Source organism: Neobacillus niacini (assembly GCF_031457145.1).
GTDB classification, from domain to species: Bacteria; Bacillota; Bacilli; order Bacillales; family Cytobacillaceae; genus Neobacillus; species Neobacillus niacini_J.
The window spans coordinates 310,233-328,109 of the sequence record NZ_JAVDVZ010000003.1; the positions used below are offsets into that span (position 1 = coordinate 310,233).

Here is a 17,877-nt window from a genome sequence, read left to right on the forward strand (position 1 = left end):
CGCCTGGTTCTATTTTTCTATATTTTAAATGAACTTTTTAAAGATACTACTCGGTTAAAGACAAGCTTATCCACTGTTGTATGCTTTGGATCGACGTTGAAATATCCGTGTCTAAAGAACTGGAATTTCTCGTGAGGCCTGCTTTCCCTCATGTTTGGCTCAACAAATCCCTGTAATATTACTAATGATTCTGGATTAACGTTGTCGAGGAAAGTCTTTTCTACTTCTTCATTTTCCTCTGCGGTTTTATCTAAGATTAGTGGTTCGTATAACCTAAATTCCGCTGGGACAGAGTTTGTTGCCTCCACCCAATGAATCGTTCCTTTTACCTTTCGACCAGTAAAGCCAGTGCCGCTCTTGGTTAATGGATCATAGGTACAGCGCAGTTCAACGACTTCTCCGTTGATATCCTTGATAACTTCTTCACACTTAATGAAATAAGCATGTTTAAGGCGGACTTCGTTACCAGGGAAGAGACGGAAATACTTACTTGGCGGATTTTCCATAAAATCATCTTTCTCAATGTAAATCTCTCGAGAAAACGGAATTTTCCTCATACCCATTTCTGGAACTTCAGGATTAATCTCAGCATCGAGTAATTCTATTTGTCCTTCAGGATAATTCGTAATGACCACTTTTAAAGGATTAAGTATCCCCATTGTACGGGGAGCCTTTAACTTTAAGTCTTCTCTAACAAAGTGTTCAAGCATTTGTTCATCAACTGCTCCTGATCCTTTCGAAACACCTGTCTCGCGAACAAAATTACGGATGGACTCAGGGGTAAATCCTTTACGTCTCATTCCTGAAAGTGTTGGCATCCTAGGATCATCCCAGCCATCAACAAAGCCTTCGTCAACCAACTGTTTCAATTTGCGCTTGCTCATTACCGTGTTGGTAACGTTTAGGCGCCCAAATTCAATTTGCTGCGGTTTACTTTTCATTTCAGTTTGTTCCACTACCCAATTATAAAGTGGGCGTTGGTCTTCAAACTCAACCGTACAAATCGAATGGGTGACATCTTCAATGGCGTCTTCAAGTGGGTGAGCAAAAGCATACATCGGATACATGCACCATTTATCACCCGTGTTGTGGTGTGTGGCATGAGAAATCCGATAAATAACAGGATCACGTAAATTGATATTTGGAGACTTCATATCAATTTTAGCACGAAGTACTTTTTGTCCATTTTCAAATTCACCATTGCGCATCCGTTCGAACAAATCAAGATTTTCTTCAATTGAACGGTCCCGAAATGGGCTTTCTTTTCCAGGAGATGTCAAAGTGCCGCGATATTCACGAATTTCATCTGCTGATAGGTCATCTACATAGGCAAGGCCTTTTTTTATTAAAAGAACTGCGCGTTTGTACATTTCCTCGAAATAATCAGACGCAAAGAATAAATTATCCCATTCAAATCCAAGCCATTTCACATCTTCTTTGATGGAATTTACATACTCGACATCTTCCTTCAACGGATTAGTGTCATCAAAGCGTAAATTGGTTTTTCCGTTAAATTCATCTGCTAATCCAAAGTTAATAATAATTGATTTAGCATGACCAATATGTAAATATCCATTTGGCTCTGGAGGAAAACGAGTGATAATTTTATCGTGCTTACCTGATTCCAAATCCTTTATCATAACATCTTTTATAAAATTAGAACCTAGATTGTCCACTCTATTCAACCTCTCCTTCATTCCTTCTTATATAAATACCATAAATAATGATTATTTTCCATTGTTCCCAACCATTCATTTGAAAAATAAGCCTAAGTATAATTTTATCAAATAACTAGTGATAATGTAAAATTGGTAATGGAAAATGAAGAAGGCTACAATAAAAGCTTGAAGAAATAATGGAAGGGGAATTTATTTGATAAATTTTGGAACAGTCGGTACAGGATGGATTACTTCCTCCTTTATAGAAGCAGCTAAATTCAGCGGCAAATTAAATTTAACCGCAGTCTATTCAAGAACAGAAGAAAAAGCAAAACAACTCGCACATACATATCAGGTCGATCAATATTTTACCGATATCGAAGAAATGGCAAAAAGCTCAGAAATTGAGGTCGTTTATATTGCTTCACCTAATTCCATCCATTTTGAACAGGCAGTTACATTTTTGAAAAATAAAAAACATGTTATCTGTGAAAAACCGATTTTTTCGAACACAGCCGAACTAGATAAAGCTTTTCAAATAGCAGAGGAAAATGGTGTCTACCTATTTGAAGCGATTCGAAATATCCATACTCCTAACTTTCGAATCTTAAAGGATAAAATTCAAATGGCGGGTAATCTACGAAGTGCGATGCTTCCATATATTCAGTATTCTTCTAGATACGATTTGTTTTTACAAGGTGAAGAACCAAATATCTTTTCTAGTACTTTTTCAGGTGGAGCTCTCGTTGATTTAGGTGTTTATCCTATCTTTTTAGCAATAGGGCTATTTGGTGAGCCTGCCAAGGTTACTTACCATCCGGTTATCCTGTCAAGCGGTGTCGATGGCAGTGGTACACTAGTGTTAGAGTATAAAGACTTTGTCTGTACCATTCTTTGTTCAAAGATATCCCATTCGGCTATTCCTTGTGAAATCCATGGAGAGAAGGGCACTTTTGTTCTAGAGGATGCAGCTCCAATATCTGAAATTAAATTCATTGACAGTCACACAAAAGAGAGTGAAATCTTGAGTGTTATTCAAGAAGAAAAGGACATGGTCTATGAATGCATGAATATTGCCGAAATCGTTGCAACAAATGATGATGACCAATATGAGAAATTAAAGAATTTGAGTAAAATAGTTCTAAGAGTGACAGAAGTAGCAAGGAAACAGAACAATATTGTATTTGGAGTAGAAAGATAAAGTAGTTCGTAGAAATATCGCATTAATTTTGTCTGTTTTACGGATAGGGTTGTGAAATCTTTATGAAAACGGCATTCACGATGACTTTTATCACATCCTCAGTTTTACTTCGTTCCTTATATTTAGGGTGAATAAGATTGGAGGAATCGTAATGAAGTCAATGAACTGGTATAAGAAACAGTTGAAAAGGAAGCCGGTTCAACTAACAAGATACGTCGTTCAAGCGTTATTTCTATTGTTTTTACTATATGTTGGTGTTCGTTTTTATCAATTTTATATGCATTTTGAGACGCTCGGAGAAACCCCTTTTGTAGAAAGACCTTCCGCTGTTGAAGGATTTCTGCCAATAAGTGCCTTAATGGCATTAAAGGTATGGCTGGCTACTAGCGATTTTGATCTTATTCATCCTGCCGGTCTTGTATTGTTAAGCTTTTTTGTTGGTGGAGCTATTCTTTTCCGGAGATCGTTTTGCAGCTGGATTTGTCCAATTGGAACAGTAAGTGAATGGATTGCTAGATTAGGAAAGAAACTGTTTAAAAAGAATTTTGAAGTACCAACTTGGCTCGTTTGGCTGCTAACCCCTATAAAATATTTATTATTACTTTTCTTTTTAGGGATGGTTATCGTTATGCCAACATATGCCGCGATTGCTTTCTTGAATGAACCCTATAACAAAATATCTGATGTGAAAATGCTGACTTTTTTCTTAGATATCAGCGGTTTTGGTTTAGGTTTTCTTATTGTGATGTTTGTACTTTCATTATTGTATAGAAATTTCTGGTGCCGTTTCCTTTGCCCATATGGTGCTTTCATCGGGCTCGGATCGATATTTAGAATTACAAAGGTTCGAAGAAATGAAGAGACATGTACCAACTGTGAAATGTGTACAAAGGTTTGCCCTTCCAGAGTAAAGGTACACAAGGTAGAAACAGTAAATAATTTAAATTGTACTGCATGTATGGCTTGCGTCGAAGCCTGCCCAGTGAAGGATACTTTGAATATGACGGTGGCGAATAAAAAGGTAAGTAAATGGTTTATACCTATATCGTTCTTTGTGGTATTTTTCTTAATTATTGGCCTTGCAAAGATTACCGGGCACTGGGATACCATAATCAGCTATGAGGAATGGAAGGTATTAATTCCAGAAGCTAAATTTATAGATTAAAAGAAAAAGTAATCTGTTATGCTGACAGATTACTTTTTATATTTTTATAGTTGGAGTGACCCAAATTCCAATCAGAGATAGGTTTGGTCAAAACTTTTCTGATTATTTTCAAAAATAGGGTTGAAAAACCAAAATTCGTCTAATATAATAAGCTTATACATTTCCAAATAAACAACATGATTTCCTATTTGGAAATACAAGGAGGTGGACATCATAAAAAAGACGAATATTCTTTTGGAAATTGAGAAATGCGGTGTCATCGCAGTTTTACGTTCAGATTCTAAGGAAGAAGCACTCAAAACGATAGACGCACTTTTAAATGGAGGGATGACAGGGATAGAAGTAACGTTCTCCATTCCACAAGCTGAAGAAGTGATTCGTGAAACCGTATCCAAATACAAAGATAACGCCTACATTGTTGTAGGAGCAGGAACGGTTCTTGATGCGATGACAGCTAGAATCGCCATTATGGCGGGTGCTGAATTTGTTGTAAGTCCGATGTTTGATTCAGAGATTGCTGAGATTTGTAATCTTTATCATGTGCCGTATTTGCCTGGTTGTATGACGATTACTGAAATTAAAACAGCTCTGCGTTCAGGGGTAGACATTATTAAACTATTCCCAGCAAGTACATACGAACCTAGTTTTGTAGATGCAGTAAAAGGACCACTTCCACAGGTAAATATCATGCCAACAGGTGGAATTAACCTACACAATATGGAGCAATGGCTTTCAAAAGGCTGTGTAGCGGTTGGTGTTGGTGGAAACCTATTAGCCCCAGCTAAAACAGGAGACTATGACCAAATAACCAAGCTGGCAAAACAATATATGGATAAATACAATGAAATAAAGATGGTGACTGCATGAGCAACATAGTTACTTTTGGTGAAATTATGTTAAGGCTTTCAACTTTGACTGGCACTCATTTTAGCAATGCAGGAAGCTTTCAGGCACATTATGGTGGAGCCGAAGCAAATGTTGCTGTTAATTTAGCGGTCTTTGATCATGATGTTGTTTTTGCTAGTAAAGTACCAGACAACGCTTTAGGACTTGCCGTTAAGAGACAGCTACAAAAATATGGTGTGAGCACCAAACAATTGCTGTTTGGTGGCAATCGTCTAGGAACCTATTATCTTGATAGTGGTGTAGGCGAACGTTCCTCGGCTGTCATTTACGACAGAGCCAATTCAAGCTTTGCTTCTGTGGAAGACATCGAATGGGACTTTGAACAGACTTTTGGAAACGCAGACATTCTACATATATCGGGAATAACACCTGCACTTTCGGGAAAATTAGCAGAAATTACTTTGAACTTGGTGAAAGAAGCAAAAAAGCGCGATATTAAAGTTAGCTTTGATATTAATTTCCGCTCAAAACTCTGGAATCATGAACAGGCATCTAAGGTCATTTCAACTATCCTTCCATATGTAGACTATTGTTCTGCAGGAAAAATGGATGCGCTTTATTTGCTGGGCATTCCAGAAAATCAGTCGAGCCAAGCCGATACAGACTATTATTATCAAAAAATGCATGAGAAATATAGTAATATTCAAGTCTTTTATTCTACGATTCGCGAGGTTCATTCAGCAACCTCTAATACATTACAAGGCACGCTTTGGAAAGACGGTAAAACCTATGTATCCAAAGTTCATAAGTTAGAACCAATCATCGATCGTGTTGGCGGCGGAGATGCGTTCTCAGCAGGAATTCTTCATGGGTTACTGACCAATGCAGACCTAAACTATACAGTCTCATTTGCAACCGCATACTCAAGCTTAAAACATACCGTATATGGTGATTGTAATCCTTTTACTGTAAAAGAAGTAGAAAATTTATTGGAAAATGGTTCAGCAAAAATTAATCGATAACAGGAGTGAATAAAATGGAAACTCGTTATACACATAGCCCAGAAGATATTCGTAACTATTCAACAGAACAATTACGCAAGGAATTTTTAGTAGAAAGTATTTTTGTACCTGGAGAAGTAAGATTAACATATACCCATAATGATCGAATGATCTTTGGCGGTGTTACACCAACAGATAAGCCTTTAACAATTGAGCTTTCTACAGAATTAGGTGTTACTTATTTCTTAGAACGCCGTGAACTTGGTGTGATTAATATTGGCGGACCAGGGTCAATCGTGATTGAGGGTACGGAAGAGCCAATGAAAAAGCAAGATGGCTATTACATTGGAAAAGAAACAAAGGATATCCAGTTTAAATCAGAAGATCCGGCTAATCCAGCTAAATTCTATACCGTTTCTGTACCTGCTCATCATAAATATCCAAATGTAAAAATCAGTATTGATAAAATTGAGCCAATGGTGACAGGTGATTCAGCAACTTTAAATCATCGTTCTATTTATCAATATATTCATCCAAACGTATGTGAAAGCTGTCAGCTTCAATTAGGATACACCATCCTAACTCCAGGAAGCGCTTGGAACACAATGCCAAGTCATACACACGAACGCCGTATGGAAACATATCTTTATTTCGATATGAAAGAAGATACACGTGTATTCCATTTCATGGGCAAACCGGATGAAACAAAACACTTAGTGATTGCCAATGAGCAAGCTGCCATTTCTCCAAGCTGGTCAATCCATACTGGAGTGGGAACAAGTGACTACACGTTCATTTGGGCTATGTGCGGCGAAAACATTACTTATAATGATATGGACATGGTTCCAATGAAGGACTTAAAATAATCCAACTTAGAAGGAGGTTTTAAGAAATGACAAATGACTTACAACAATTTTCATTAGATTATTTTAAATTAGATGGTAAAGTTGCGATTGTAACAGGCGGTAATACAGGGATTGGACAAGGATTTGCGGTTGCATTGGCAAAAGCAGGTGCAGACCTTTTTGTTGTCACACACGGGAATAATTGGGAAGAAACAAAAGAACTCATAGAAAAAGAGGGTCGTCGCGTAGAGTTTTTTCAAGGCGATTTAACAGATAAACAAGTTTCTAAAGATATTGTTTCTAAATGCTTAGAAACCTTTGGAAGAGTAGATATTTTAGTAAATAACGCAGGCACCATCCGTCGTTCACCGTTGTTAGAGTATAAAGAAGAAGACTGGGATGCCGTATTGGATATTAATTTAAACGCTGTTTATTTATTGAGCCAAGAAGCTGCAAAAGTAATGGTAGAACAAGGCAGCGGAAAAATCATTAATGTTGCTTCCATGCTTTCTTTCCAAGGTGGTAAATTTGTACCATCCTATACAGCCAGCAAACATGGTGTAGCTGGGTTAACAAAGGCTTTTGCCAATGAATTAGCGATAAATAACGTACAAATTAATGCGATTGCACCTGGTTATGTTGAAACCAAAAATACGGCACCAATTCGTGCAGATGAAGTGCGTCATGCTGAAATTACATCTCGTATTCCAGCTGGACGTTGGGCAACACCTGCTGACCTGCAAAGTGTAGTCGTCTTCCTTGCAAGCAAAGCATCTGATTATATGAATGGAGCCATTGTTCCAGTTGATGGCGGCTGGTTAGTTCGCTAATTCAAAGGCATATATATAGATTTATTATTCAGAATATAGCTATTCATATATAGCTATATTCTTTTTATTATCTGGAGGGATACATCAATGCAAGATTCTACAATAGCCACCAATATTCGAAGAAAAGAGATTATAAGATTAGCGGCTAATCAGGCTTTAGAACTTCCTATATTACCAAGTGGGTACTGGTTTCATCAAGATTTGCGCGATAATTTTTATTATGCGATTCATTTGTTTGCCTATTGTGTAGATAAGGAATTTGAGTGTAATTGGAAAGATGAGCAATGTGAAAAGGCTAAAGGGATTGCTCTTACTATGATTAATAACGTATTAGCGCTTCAGGACGTTAATCCTGATGATCCTATGTACGGGCATTGGCCATTGAATTTGCGCGACAATCCCCAGGAGGCAAAACCTAATCTCCTCCCGGTAGAATTGATGGGATGTTTACTCATTTTGTTCTACAATAAATATCAAAATGAGTTATCCCCAACGGTAAAAAATAACTGTTATCAAGCGATAACACATATTTACGAAAGTAATGTATACAGACACCCATTGAAAAATATGCATCATCATGAAGCCAAACATACATCACTAAAATTACTGCTTGGCGATTTCTTTAATAATGATGAGTTATTACAACAGGGGCTGCAACTGGCACAAAAACAATTGAACCATATAAGAACATTTGGCTTTAAAGAATACGGTGCACACCCTTGGTTTTGGCATTGGGTCCAATCTCTTACTTGTGTATGGGAGACAGTTGAGAATACAGATGTAAAGAGGACGATGAGTGACCTTCTTGATTATTTATGGAGGTTACGCGCAGATTACTATTTAGAGGGTACATGGGTTGGCCCGCATTCAAGGCAGTTACGACATGATAGCCCAAAGGATAGAAATACTCTTCTCGATTATATTCAATTTGGTGATTTTTCTGTCCCAAAAGAGATTGTAAGATTAGAAGGTACGGCACTGTTTACGTATGAAGTATCTGATGATATTGTACAAAGCGCTATTCATCGAAGTCAGCATGTTGAAGTGAAGAGGAAAATTCAATTCGCATACGCAGATGATATCGTGACAGAAGAGGCGCATACTTATGTATTCATTACTCCCGATTATGCTGTTGGAGGTATTTGGGAGCGGATAAGGGAATTTGATAATGAGCAAAAACGTTGGGATATTACCCTGCCGTTTACTCAAAGCGAAAGTGCAAATCAGGCCTTTTTCTTTCATCCGGGCGAAAAATACCTCCCAGGTGATGACCGTCATGCAAGTTCTTTTGGTGAAGTAATGTTCCACATGGATACTGTCATTCAAATATGGAATGTCCCTACTGGTGATAAAGAAGCTTTCCCAGCTATTATTGGCTGTCTGCCAAAAGGAGAGTGGAAGTTTGAGAAAGATAGTGGATACGGTAAAGTTGGGGACACCTTTATCACTTTTCAACTAATTAATGAATTTAATTGGGAAGAGCAAAAGGACAGAATTTCCATTAGTAGCCCGCTTGCATCCAATTGGAATGGTGTTATCATGGAAATTGTATCTTCCAAGGAAGCAGTTGATTTAGGTATAATTGATTTAGAATCATTTAGTATGGCTATGAAAGAAAAAAATCATTCTTGCTTTACTAGTGAAGGGTCTATTGAAAAAATGACCGCATCCTATGTGACTTGCAGAAATGAATCCGTACAATTTAGTTTAGACCACAAAGGGAACGTAAATCGACTGCTTAATGGTCACATACTTTCATTGGACGATTATCCAATTATCTAAAAGCATCAATATAGAACTAAGTTATGGGGGGAGGTAAAATATGGAGAATGCAAAACAGCCATATGGCACGGTTCTTATAAAAGCGTCAAGTATCCTTGATTTTTTATCAGCAAAGAAAGATCCGCAGCCATTAATTATAATTGCGCAGGAAACTGGCTTAACAAGTTCAACTGCTTCGAAGATATTAGATACACTTCAAATGATTGGTTATGTAAAAAAACATCCAGAAACGAAAAAATTTGAGCTCGGAAGCGCCTTAATAAAATACGCAAACAAGTATCTTGCCAATCTAGACATTTCAAAAATTTCTTATCCCTACTTAAAGGAATTGCAAAATAGTTTAGATGAAACCATTCACTTGGGTATTTTAGAAGGCGATGAAATTCTAACAGTTAACAAGCTGGAAACGAATAAGCCAATTGTTTGTTTGAATTCAAGAATTGGGTTATCTAAACCGCTTTATTGTTCTGCAATGGGGAAAGCGGTACTTGCAGAAATGTCGGAAGATGAAGTAGCCGCTTATTTGAACCGGGTAGAACTAAAGGCCATCACGAAAACTACCATTACCGATCATGATACATTATTAGAGCAGCTACAGGATGTAAAGAGAAATGGTTTTGCAGTCGACGACAGTGAAGGTGAAAATGATGTTTATTGTCTAGGTGTTTCACTGCGATTGAATAACCAAACATATGGTGCTTTTAGTGTGAGTGTCCCATCCTATCGAATAACACCGGCTGTAAAAGATGAAATCGTTCAGGCTATTTTAAAAACAAAACAAAATATCATGCGGGAATTACAACAGAATTATGTGTTTATTTAAATAATCGTTACTAGTCAGAATCTATTTTGGGAAACCAAAATAGATTCTTTTTTGTATACTTCAAAGAAGATAAGGTACATTGAGCCCATTTTTTCATATATTAATTAAAAAATAAAATAATGGGGTAGTACGGATGTCTAGAAGAAACTTCGAACAGGAAAACTGGATTACCTTGCTTCTTTCCTTATCTAGAATGGTTTCCCTTTACCCGGCGAAAGTGAAAGGTATTGGCGGAAGTAAGTGGGGATATATCAACGAGAAAGGAACTTATGTTCTTCCACCAAAATATGAAATGGCACGTGATTTTCAGGAAAATGGCTTAGCCATTGTTCAATTAAATAACCTTACAGGGATTATTAACAGTGACAGCTATTTTATTGTGAACCCAAAATATGATACGATCAGTCCGTTTTCGGAAGGACGGGCAACTGTTATCGACAGTGAGGGTTTCAAAATCATTGATGAAAGTGGAAAAGTGATTACTCCGAAGGCATATTCCATTATCAGCGATTATCAGGAAGGCAGAGCAGTAGCTGCCAATACAAATGAGCAGGGTGAGTATTTATATGGTTATTTGAATCGGAGGGGAAATGAAGTCATAGCATTATCCTATGAATCTGCTAATAACTTTATCAACGGAAAAGCGTTGGTAAAAATGAAAGCGGGCAGCTTTGCTCTAATTGACCTTACCGGAAAGGTATTGAAATCCTACCCTTACGAAATGGTCGACGATTACGGAGAAGGCATGCTGGCATTCCGTAAAAGTAATGAAGGAAAATGGGGTTACATGGACGAATCGGGAAAGGTAATGATTGAGCCAAAGTTTACAGGAACACAGTCGTTTATCGAAGGAAAGGCGATTGTAAATGTGGATAATAATTATGGCTTAATTGATACGCAGGGGAATTATATTATCAAACCAAATTATAATAGTTTGTTATATCTCGGAGAAAATCGTTTTGCACTCGGGAAATCACCTGATTCTGAAAATCCTTACCTTTTTCCCAAATATGCAATCGCCGATTCTAGCGGACAACTATATACTGGGTTTATTTATAATGGTGTTTCAAGTTATAAGGATGGAATTGCCTCTGCCTATAATGATGAAAATACATTTTTCATCGATAAGCATGGGCAGAGAATTGCTCATCTTCCAAACGTTAGCGGCAGTGGTTCACTCACATTTGATAAATCGTTAATTAAAGGTGATATCGATCTCCATATTCTCTATTTTGATAAAAATGGCAAATTAGTTTGGAAACAAAATACAGTCATTCCTTTGAACGACCAATATTCTGTTATTGAAAATAAATTCAAACCGAATAAAGACTATATGGTTTATTATCCACAAGTACAGGGTGTCAAAAATCAGGCGAATGTTAATCAGGCGTTAAAGGACCTTTCTGGAGTGAAGACAATTCCCGAGAACACACAATTGGAATCAAGCTATATCGGTGATTTCAATGTTCATTTTTATAAAAATAACCTACTTGTCCTTGAGCTAAACGGGTATGATTATCCTTTTGGTGCCGCGCATGGGATGCCGATTAGAAAATATGCTCATTTAAACCTCAAATCCGGTGAGTTTTTTAAATTGAAAGATTTGTTTCATCCGAAAGCAGATTATGTAAAAGTAATTAGTGACATCATAGGGGAAAAAATCAAAAACGATGATCAATACTCTTATGTTTTCCCTGATACCTATAAAGGAATAAAAGCGAACCAGCCATTTTTTATTAGCGAAGAGGGCTTGAATCTTTACTTTGAACCGTATGATATTGCCCCATATGCTGCCGGATTTCCAACCTTCACCATACCGTTTGAAGAAATAAACAGCATACTGAATAAGGATGGAGTCTTTTGGTGTTCCTTTCATTGATTGAGACTGTTTTCGTAATAAATGTTGTTAAAATCTTAAAGCCGATTTTAACGTGGCAATAGTTATTTTGCGCTTATAAAATTAGTTTGCAGGCTCTTTTCTTACTAAGTTTTGTTCCAAAAAGCAACAAAGTTAGTTTAAGAAATGAGCCTTAATTGACAACACTGAGACAGCAATATATTTTTAAGTTAAACGAAAGTGTCTTAGGGGTGGAATGAATGAAGATTATTGATATTTCAAGAAGACTTGAAAATGGTATGCCAGTTTGGCCAGGTGATACACCATTTCATTACGAGGTGTCATGGACTAAAGCTGAAAGTGGTTCAGCAAATGTAGGCAGTCTATCCATGAGTACGCATACAGGGACACATGTGGACGCTCCCTTTCATTTTGATGATAATGGAAAAAGAATTATTGAACTGGACCTCGACTTGTACATTGGTCCTGTTAGGGTTCTCGATATGACTGGGAAGGAAGCTATAGGAACTAAGGATTTAGAACATCTAGATTTAGAAGGCTTCAAAAGAGTGTTGTTTCGGACACTCTCATGGCAAAATTCTGCTGAATTTCCTGAGAAGATTCCTCATTTGGAAGCAGCTCTGGGGCCATTTTTAGCGGAGAAGGGGATCCGTCTCATTGGAGTGGATGTTCCATCCGTTGATCCTATCGACAGTAAAGACCTTGATGCCCATCATAGTTTAAATAATAATGGGATTCATATCCTTGAATCGGTCCAATTGGATGAAGTAGAACCGGGTGATTATGAACTAATTGCCCTGCCACTGCCATTGGCTGAAGGAGATGGCAGCCCAGTAAGAGCCATATTACGTTCATACCAAAAATAAAAACAGCGGGACACATTCCCGCTGTTTCATTATGAGATACTTAACATGAAAGCAATATAGCCAGTAAATATAAATAGTAAGCTCATGAGTAATGACAAAACTTTTGGAGCCTTTTTAATAAAAGTGAAAATAATTAATGCTAGAAAAAGGAAAGCAATTACAAAAAGACCTATTGAAACCATCCCTGGAGAAAAATTTAGCGGAAAGTTTACTTCACCAGGATGGAAAACGCTAAATAACTTTGAAGTGCCTTCTGCTAGTATCATCCTGCTAAGTTCATGCGGTGGTGAAACTTGTCCAAGCGCACCTGTAATGGAAAACACAACTAAAACAATGACACTTTCCAGCCTCGCCCATGGAAGCGGATTATAAGTAGGGTCATTTTGAAGTTTTTTCCGAATCAGAAAACTGTTAACAAAGGCAAAAACCAGTAATGGAATTATCGCCAAATGTTTAATTAGTAGGGATTGCCCATATGATATGGCTGTAACATTAACATATTGTGTTAATTCCATGTGAAAGGTCATTAATGAAATTCCTGTAATAGCAGTGATAATCAAACATAAAACTGCTAAAGGAGAAAACCATTTTAAGAAATTCAGCCAATTGTCATGGTTCTTAGCAAACCAACTCACCACCATCAGCACTCCAACCCAGGTAGTAATAGCCAAAAAATGTGCTGTGTGTGTTAGAAATCCTGCCATCTTGGATAAAGAGGCTGCATGGCTTGACCAACCAAGGGAAGCAATCAAGATTATTGTGAATGCTAGTCCTGTTAGTGCAAATAAAGGTTTTTTCTCAAGTTTAATGGGAATCAGATAAATGAATAATATCAGCGAAATAAGCACAGTACTGATCCATGTCTTTCCTACTTCGAAATTGGTTAACACCGACTTAAGTGTATAGGCTAAACCTAAATCCTTATATAAATAGAGAACAATTTTTAATACTGGTAAAAATGAAAATAGTGCAATCCCTAGTGTTGCACCTAAAAGTACACTTTTTGGAATCTTAATATCTGGTCGCGCTGTTTTAGGGATAAGACTCAAAATGAAACTTCCTAATAATATAGAAAAACAACTATAAAGCAATGCCTCACTTACGATTCCTGCAATAAACATCTAGACTTGTTTCCTCCTAAAAATCAACCAGTAACTTCCAAATCCCAAAATGATTATTAAGGCAATAGAGACTGGAAGAACATAATTCATGATTGTGGGTTCTTCAGTAGCTGCAACTTTTGAATCTGTAGCTTGTTCTTTTATTACGGTTTCTGAATCTGTTGCCGATTCTGTTTCAGTGCTCACAGCTTTATCTGCTTCTTCCGGTTCAACTGAATCAGGTGCTGCTGTATTTTCCGGAAGCTCGACGGTAAAAGGAATATCACCTTCAATCGGGTGACCATCCTCACCAATAATTTTCCAATGAATCGTATAGGAACTGTTTATAAGTTCATTTTCTACATCTGCAATTAATTGATTTCCATTAATTGATACCGCGGAAAGTGGTATAGAAGTATTTTTTTCATCAACTAAGGTAAAGGTGCTTGTTGGTTCTACATCCGTTTCAAAAGAAAGAGTGATTGTTTTGAGTGACTCAGTCACAATCTCTCCATTTTTTGGTGTAGAATCTTCCAAATGGGAGTGGGCAAAGACATTTGCACCAAATAGGAAGATGAATAACGAAGATAGTAGAGCAATTCTATTTAACATCATTTTCAACTCCGATATATTGTAATCTTGCTGTTCTTCATTCTACCATCTATCTGTAGGAGATATATCAATTTCAAGATAATGTTCACAATACGTTCAAAATTTATTTTTACCTATACTAACGGTATTTAACAACTAAACCTCTTAAAATTATAGATTTGTGTGATATATATCAATTATTAGTTATGTAAGGGGTGGTACGCTTGATGATAAATATAGTTAAGAGGTGATGAAATGATGAGCAGTTTTCAAATGGAAGGACAAAAAGCCGTCATAGATATTCGGGAAAGAGTCTTAAAGGGTGAACATCCACGACGCGAAATCATAAATTTTGTAAGAGAGGCGTCGGTAGGAACAATCTTTGAAATTCATTTGCCTCATCGAGGGGAGCCGTTAGTTGCTACGTTTCAATCTTTAGGTTTAAATGCAATTGTTAATGAAATTGAACCTGGACACTTTCGACTCATGGCAATAAAACTGAATGAAATCTAATGCAATTCTGATATCTCTTTTAGTTGGTCCAACTCTAGAATCTGTATTTGGCGCTGACCCTCCATATGAATTAATTTTTGAGACATAAATGCCAAAAGCTTCCTGCTGACAGATTCCGGAGTTGTTCCAATCAAGCTCGCTAAATCCTTTTTGGTAATTGGTAAAGTGAAGGCACCAGTTTTTGTTTTCATTTTATCGTGAAAAAGAACAAGCGCCCTCGCAAGCCGTTGCTCCACTTCTAATAAACTCATATTTCCGACTGATTCATCCGCTTCATATAAACGGTCATTCATTGCAAGTAAAAATCGGAAGGACAAGTCAGAGTTTTTTTCCATTGTATTTAGAAAATCCCTTTTTTCTATCAAACAAATAACTGTTTCTTGGACTGGCTCGGCATTCATATAGTGTTTTTCATCTCTTAATAAAGAATATAAACCGAAAAAATCCCCTGGAAACAGAAGCCGAACAATCTGTTCTTTCCCTTCTAAAGAAGTTTTCGTAAGCTTAATCAACCCTTCTTTAACGACAAAAAGGGTTTCAGAGCGATCACCTTCTCTAAAAATATATTCCCCTTTTTTGAACTTCCGGCTTTTAGTAACCTTTCGTAATGCCTGTATATCCTGATCCTTCATACCTTTAAAGACAGGAACTGTCATGAGGCAGGAGGATTCGTGAGAGCAAAGTTCACAACACATTCGCCTGTCACTTCCTTTAATAATAATCTCATATTTAAAGTTTATCCTTTATTAAATTTCCTTGAAGTGATTCAAATCAATTCCTTGATATATGTCAAGGTTAACCCGAGAATAATCCTATAAACTAAAAGAAAATAAGCATTCTAAAAATGGAAAGGGGTATTTTGAATGAGTACGATACAACTAGCATTAAACGAAGTAGCCTGCTCAGGTTGTATTGGCAGTATTAAAAGGAAAGTCAAAAGATACACGGGAGTAGAAAAAGTAAAGATTATTTCTGGAAGCGGAAGAATTGAAATTAGATTTGATGAAAGTATTATTGGATTTGAAGAAATAAACAGGAGTATTCACAAATTGACAATGCGAACATTTGATTAATATTTTGCTCCCCCCTGTTAGATAATAAACGAAAACAGGGGGGATTTATTTGGAACAAAATCAGGACAGTAAGTTTGAAGCATCATTTCTTAGTCGATATACGAATTAATTAATAACTTATTCCGGTGATAGGAATGGGCTATTTATGGACACAGTTACCTAAATAGGTTACTATCAGAGGCATGTTCGGATATAATATGAAGAAATGAGATAAAAAGGAGTAAAATATGTTAAATACCTTAAACCCTTTTTTACAGGAAGCATGGGAAAAGTCCGGGTTTCAACAGGCAACCTCCATTCAGGATGCCGCAATTCCAATGATCCTAGAAGGAAAAGATTTAATCGCAGAATCACCTACTGGTACGGGCAAGACACTTGCTTATTTGCTGCCATTATTAAATAAAATCGAACCTAATTCACAATCCTTGCAAGCTGTAGTTCTTGCCTCATCACAGGAATTGGTCATGCAGGTTTATCAGGAATTTCAAAAGTGGTCAGAAGGCAGTGAAATCAGGGGCACGTCCATTATTGGAGGAGCTAACGTAAAACGGCAGCTAGAAAAATTAAAAAAGCGTCCTCATGTTATTTTTGCAACACCTGGTCGTCTATTTGAATTAATTAAACAGAAAAAGGTAAAAATGCATGAGGTAAAGCTGGTTGTTTTGGATGAAGGTGATCAACTGCTGATACCGGAGCATATCAATACCGTTCAAAATATTGTTAAATCAACAATGTCTGACCGCCAAGTTGTTTTATTCTCAGCAACAATGAAAGCTGGAACAGAGAAATTGGCGAAGGAAATAACAAAAAACCCTGAAATACTCCGAATTGAAAAAGATGAGCTAGCTTCTTCTGGAGAAGTGGAGCATATTTATTTTCTTGCTGAACCAAGAGATAAAATTAAGCTGCTAGAAAAAATAGTCCGTTTAGATAATATCAAAGCGCTTGCATTTATCAATGATATTGGTGAAATTCAAGTTTTTAAAGAAAAGTTCAATTTTAAAGAGTTATCAACAGGCATTTTACATAGTGATATGAAGAAACTAGAACGGCAGGCAGAGCTAAAGGCTTTCCGTGATGGTAAAACGAAAATGCTCATAGCAACAGATGTAGCAGCAAGAGGACTCGATATCCAGGGAGTCACTCATGTTGTCCATGTAGACTTCCCGAGGGATATTGCTCAATATGTTCATCGAGCAGGGAGAACAGGAAGAATGGGTGCGAATGGTATCGTCATTTCATTAGTAACGGAACGAGAAGAAAGAGAATTAAAGAAATACTGCCAGGAATTAAAGGTAACTCCTCAAAGAAGAATATTTTATAAAGGGCAAATCGCTGAACCAGAACAAAAGGCGGGTCGTTAAAAAAGGCAGTGGGAGACCCCGCTGCCTTTTAGAATTGCTGGATATTCATAAAGTTTAAAGGATTGAAGGGGCTTATGCTTTTGAGCAATTAACGAAGTTCCTTGGGGAAGAATAACTTCATTTCATTTCACTCATACTATTTATGAATTTCTCTAAAGGAGATGATAGTGTGGGAAGAACGAAACTCGGTAATGCCAATGCCCAGCGAAATAATAATCGTAAAAAGGGAATGAAAACAGCCGAAGAGCTTGTTGAATTTGAAACTGGCGAGGACTTAAAACGGAACCGTCCGCATGGTAAATAGAGGAAATGCCCCCTGAATCAGGGGGCATTTTTAAATTCTAGGCTTAGTTGTAGCTAC

18 protein-coding genes are annotated in these 17,877 nt (G+C 37.1%); 14 read left to right on the forward strand and 4 right to left on the reverse strand.

Annotated elements, in window-relative coordinates; genetic code table 11:
- Positions 1-17 precede the first annotated feature (17 nt).
- Entirely contained in the window at positions 18-1,697 is a 1,680-nt protein-coding gene (locus tag J2Y03_RS10540; protein ID WP_396954190.1) for a glutamine--tRNA ligase/YqeY domain fusion protein, read from the reverse strand.
- A 178-nt stretch (positions 1,698-1,875) separates the two neighbouring features.
- Between J2Y03_RS10540 and J2Y03_RS10545 the strand changes: the two genes are divergently transcribed.
- The 10 genes from J2Y03_RS10545 to kynB all read left to right on the forward strand — a co-directional run bounded on the left by J2Y03_RS10545 (position 1,876) and on the right by kynB (position 12,875).
- Entirely contained in the window at positions 1,876-2,859 is a 984-nt protein-coding gene (locus J2Y03_RS10545) for a Gfo/Idh/MocA family protein (RefSeq protein WP_310194008.1), read from the forward strand.
- A gap of 151 nt (positions 2,860-3,010) precedes the next feature.
- Positions 3,011-4,024: a 4Fe-4S binding protein gene (locus tag J2Y03_RS10550; protein WP_310193673.1), complete on the forward strand. Its 1,014-nt coding sequence runs from the start codon at positions 3,011-3,013 to the stop codon at positions 4,022-4,024.
- A gap of 213 nt (positions 4,025-4,237) precedes the next feature.
- On the forward strand, positions 4,238-4,891 hold the full coding sequence (locus J2Y03_RS10555) for a bifunctional 4-hydroxy-2-oxoglutarate aldolase/2-dehydro-3-deoxy-phosphogluconate aldolase (RefSeq protein ID WP_310194011.1): 654 nt from the start codon (positions 4,238-4,240) through the stop codon (positions 4,889-4,891).
- A complete protein-coding gene (locus J2Y03_RS10560) occupies positions 4,888-5,892 on the forward strand; it encodes a sugar kinase (RefSeq protein ID WP_310193674.1) in 1,005 nt (334 codons plus the stop codon). Before J2Y03_RS10555 ends, J2Y03_RS10560 begins: the two co-directional genes overlap by 4 nt.
- Positions 5,893-5,906: 14 nt before the next feature.
- On the forward strand, positions 5,907-6,737 hold the full coding sequence (gene kduI, locus J2Y03_RS10565) for a 5-dehydro-4-deoxy-D-glucuronate isomerase (protein WP_310193677.1): 831 nt from the start codon (positions 5,907-5,909) through the stop codon (positions 6,735-6,737).
- Positions 6,738-6,763: 26 nt separating this feature from the next.
- Positions 6,764-7,546: a 2-dehydro-3-deoxy-D-gluconate 5-dehydrogenase KduD gene (gene kduD, locus J2Y03_RS10570; protein ID WP_132094038.1), complete on the forward strand. Its 783-nt coding sequence runs from the start codon at positions 6,764-6,766 to the stop codon at positions 7,544-7,546.
- Between the two features lie 87 nt (positions 7,547-7,633).
- Positions 7,634-9,328 carry a hypothetical protein gene (locus tag J2Y03_RS10575; RefSeq protein ID WP_310193679.1) on the forward strand — a complete coding sequence of 565 codons (1,695 nt, stop codon included), beginning with the start codon at positions 7,634-7,636 and terminating at the stop codon, positions 9,326-9,328.
- Positions 9,329-9,368: 40 nt separating this feature from the next.
- Positions 9,369-10,151, forward strand: coding sequence for an IclR family transcriptional regulator (locus J2Y03_RS10580; RefSeq protein WP_310193680.1), 783 nt, complete (start codon positions 9,369-9,371; stop codon positions 10,149-10,151).
- A 133-nt stretch (positions 10,152-10,284) separates the two neighbouring features.
- A complete protein-coding gene (locus J2Y03_RS10585) occupies positions 10,285-12,030 on the forward strand; it encodes a WG repeat-containing protein (protein ID WP_310193682.1) in 1,746 nt (581 codons plus the stop codon).
- A 218-nt stretch (positions 12,031-12,248) separates the two neighbouring features.
- On the forward strand, positions 12,249-12,875 hold the full coding sequence (kynB, locus tag J2Y03_RS10590) for an arylformamidase (RefSeq protein WP_310193684.1): 627 nt from the start codon (positions 12,249-12,251) through the stop codon (positions 12,873-12,875).
- Positions 12,876-12,904: 29 nt separating this feature from the next.
- Here kynB and J2Y03_RS10595 read toward each other — a convergent pair whose 3' ends face one another.
- Both J2Y03_RS10595 and J2Y03_RS10600 read right to left on the reverse strand, forming a co-directional pair.
- Positions 12,905-13,996, reverse strand: coding sequence for a copper resistance D family protein (locus tag J2Y03_RS10595; protein ID WP_310193685.1), 1,092 nt, complete (start codon positions 13,994-13,996; stop codon positions 12,905-12,907).
- Positions 13,997-14,587, reverse strand: coding sequence for a copper resistance CopC family protein (locus J2Y03_RS10600; RefSeq protein ID WP_310193688.1), 591 nt, complete (start codon positions 14,585-14,587; stop codon positions 13,997-13,999).
- A gap of 237 nt (positions 14,588-14,824) precedes the next feature.
- Here J2Y03_RS10600 and J2Y03_RS10605 point away from each other — a divergent pair, with 237 nt between their 5' ends.
- On the forward strand, positions 14,825-15,079 hold the full coding sequence (locus J2Y03_RS10605; RefSeq protein WP_310193692.1) for an amino acid decarboxylase: 255 nt from the start codon (positions 14,825-14,827) through the stop codon (positions 15,077-15,079).
- Here the strand turns inward: J2Y03_RS10605 and J2Y03_RS10610 are convergent.
- Entirely contained in the window at positions 15,076-15,735 is a 660-nt protein-coding gene (locus tag J2Y03_RS10610) for a Crp/Fnr family transcriptional regulator (RefSeq protein WP_310193695.1), read from the reverse strand. The two genes, J2Y03_RS10605 and J2Y03_RS10610, sit on opposite strands and share 4 nt — an antisense overlap.
- 207 nt (positions 15,736-15,942) lie before the next feature.
- Between J2Y03_RS10610 and J2Y03_RS10615 the strand changes: the two genes are divergently transcribed.
- The 3 genes from J2Y03_RS10615 to J2Y03_RS10625 all read left to right on the forward strand — a co-directional run bounded on the left by J2Y03_RS10615 (position 15,943) and on the right by J2Y03_RS10625 (position 17,820).
- Positions 15,943-16,152 (forward strand): heavy-metal-associated domain-containing protein, encoded by a 210-nt coding sequence (locus J2Y03_RS10615; protein ID WP_132094065.1) that lies wholly within the window; start codon positions 15,943-15,945, stop codon positions 16,150-16,152.
- A gap of 227 nt (positions 16,153-16,379) precedes the next feature.
- A complete protein-coding gene (locus J2Y03_RS10620) occupies positions 16,380-17,516 on the forward strand; it encodes a DEAD/DEAH box helicase (RefSeq protein WP_310193697.1) in 1,137 nt (378 codons plus the stop codon).
- A 169-nt stretch (positions 17,517-17,685) separates the two neighbouring features.
- Positions 17,686-17,820: a hypothetical protein gene (locus J2Y03_RS10625; protein WP_310193699.1), complete on the forward strand. Its 135-nt coding sequence runs from the start codon at positions 17,686-17,688 to the stop codon at positions 17,818-17,820.
- The last annotated feature ends 57 nt before the right edge of the window (positions 17,821-17,877 follow it).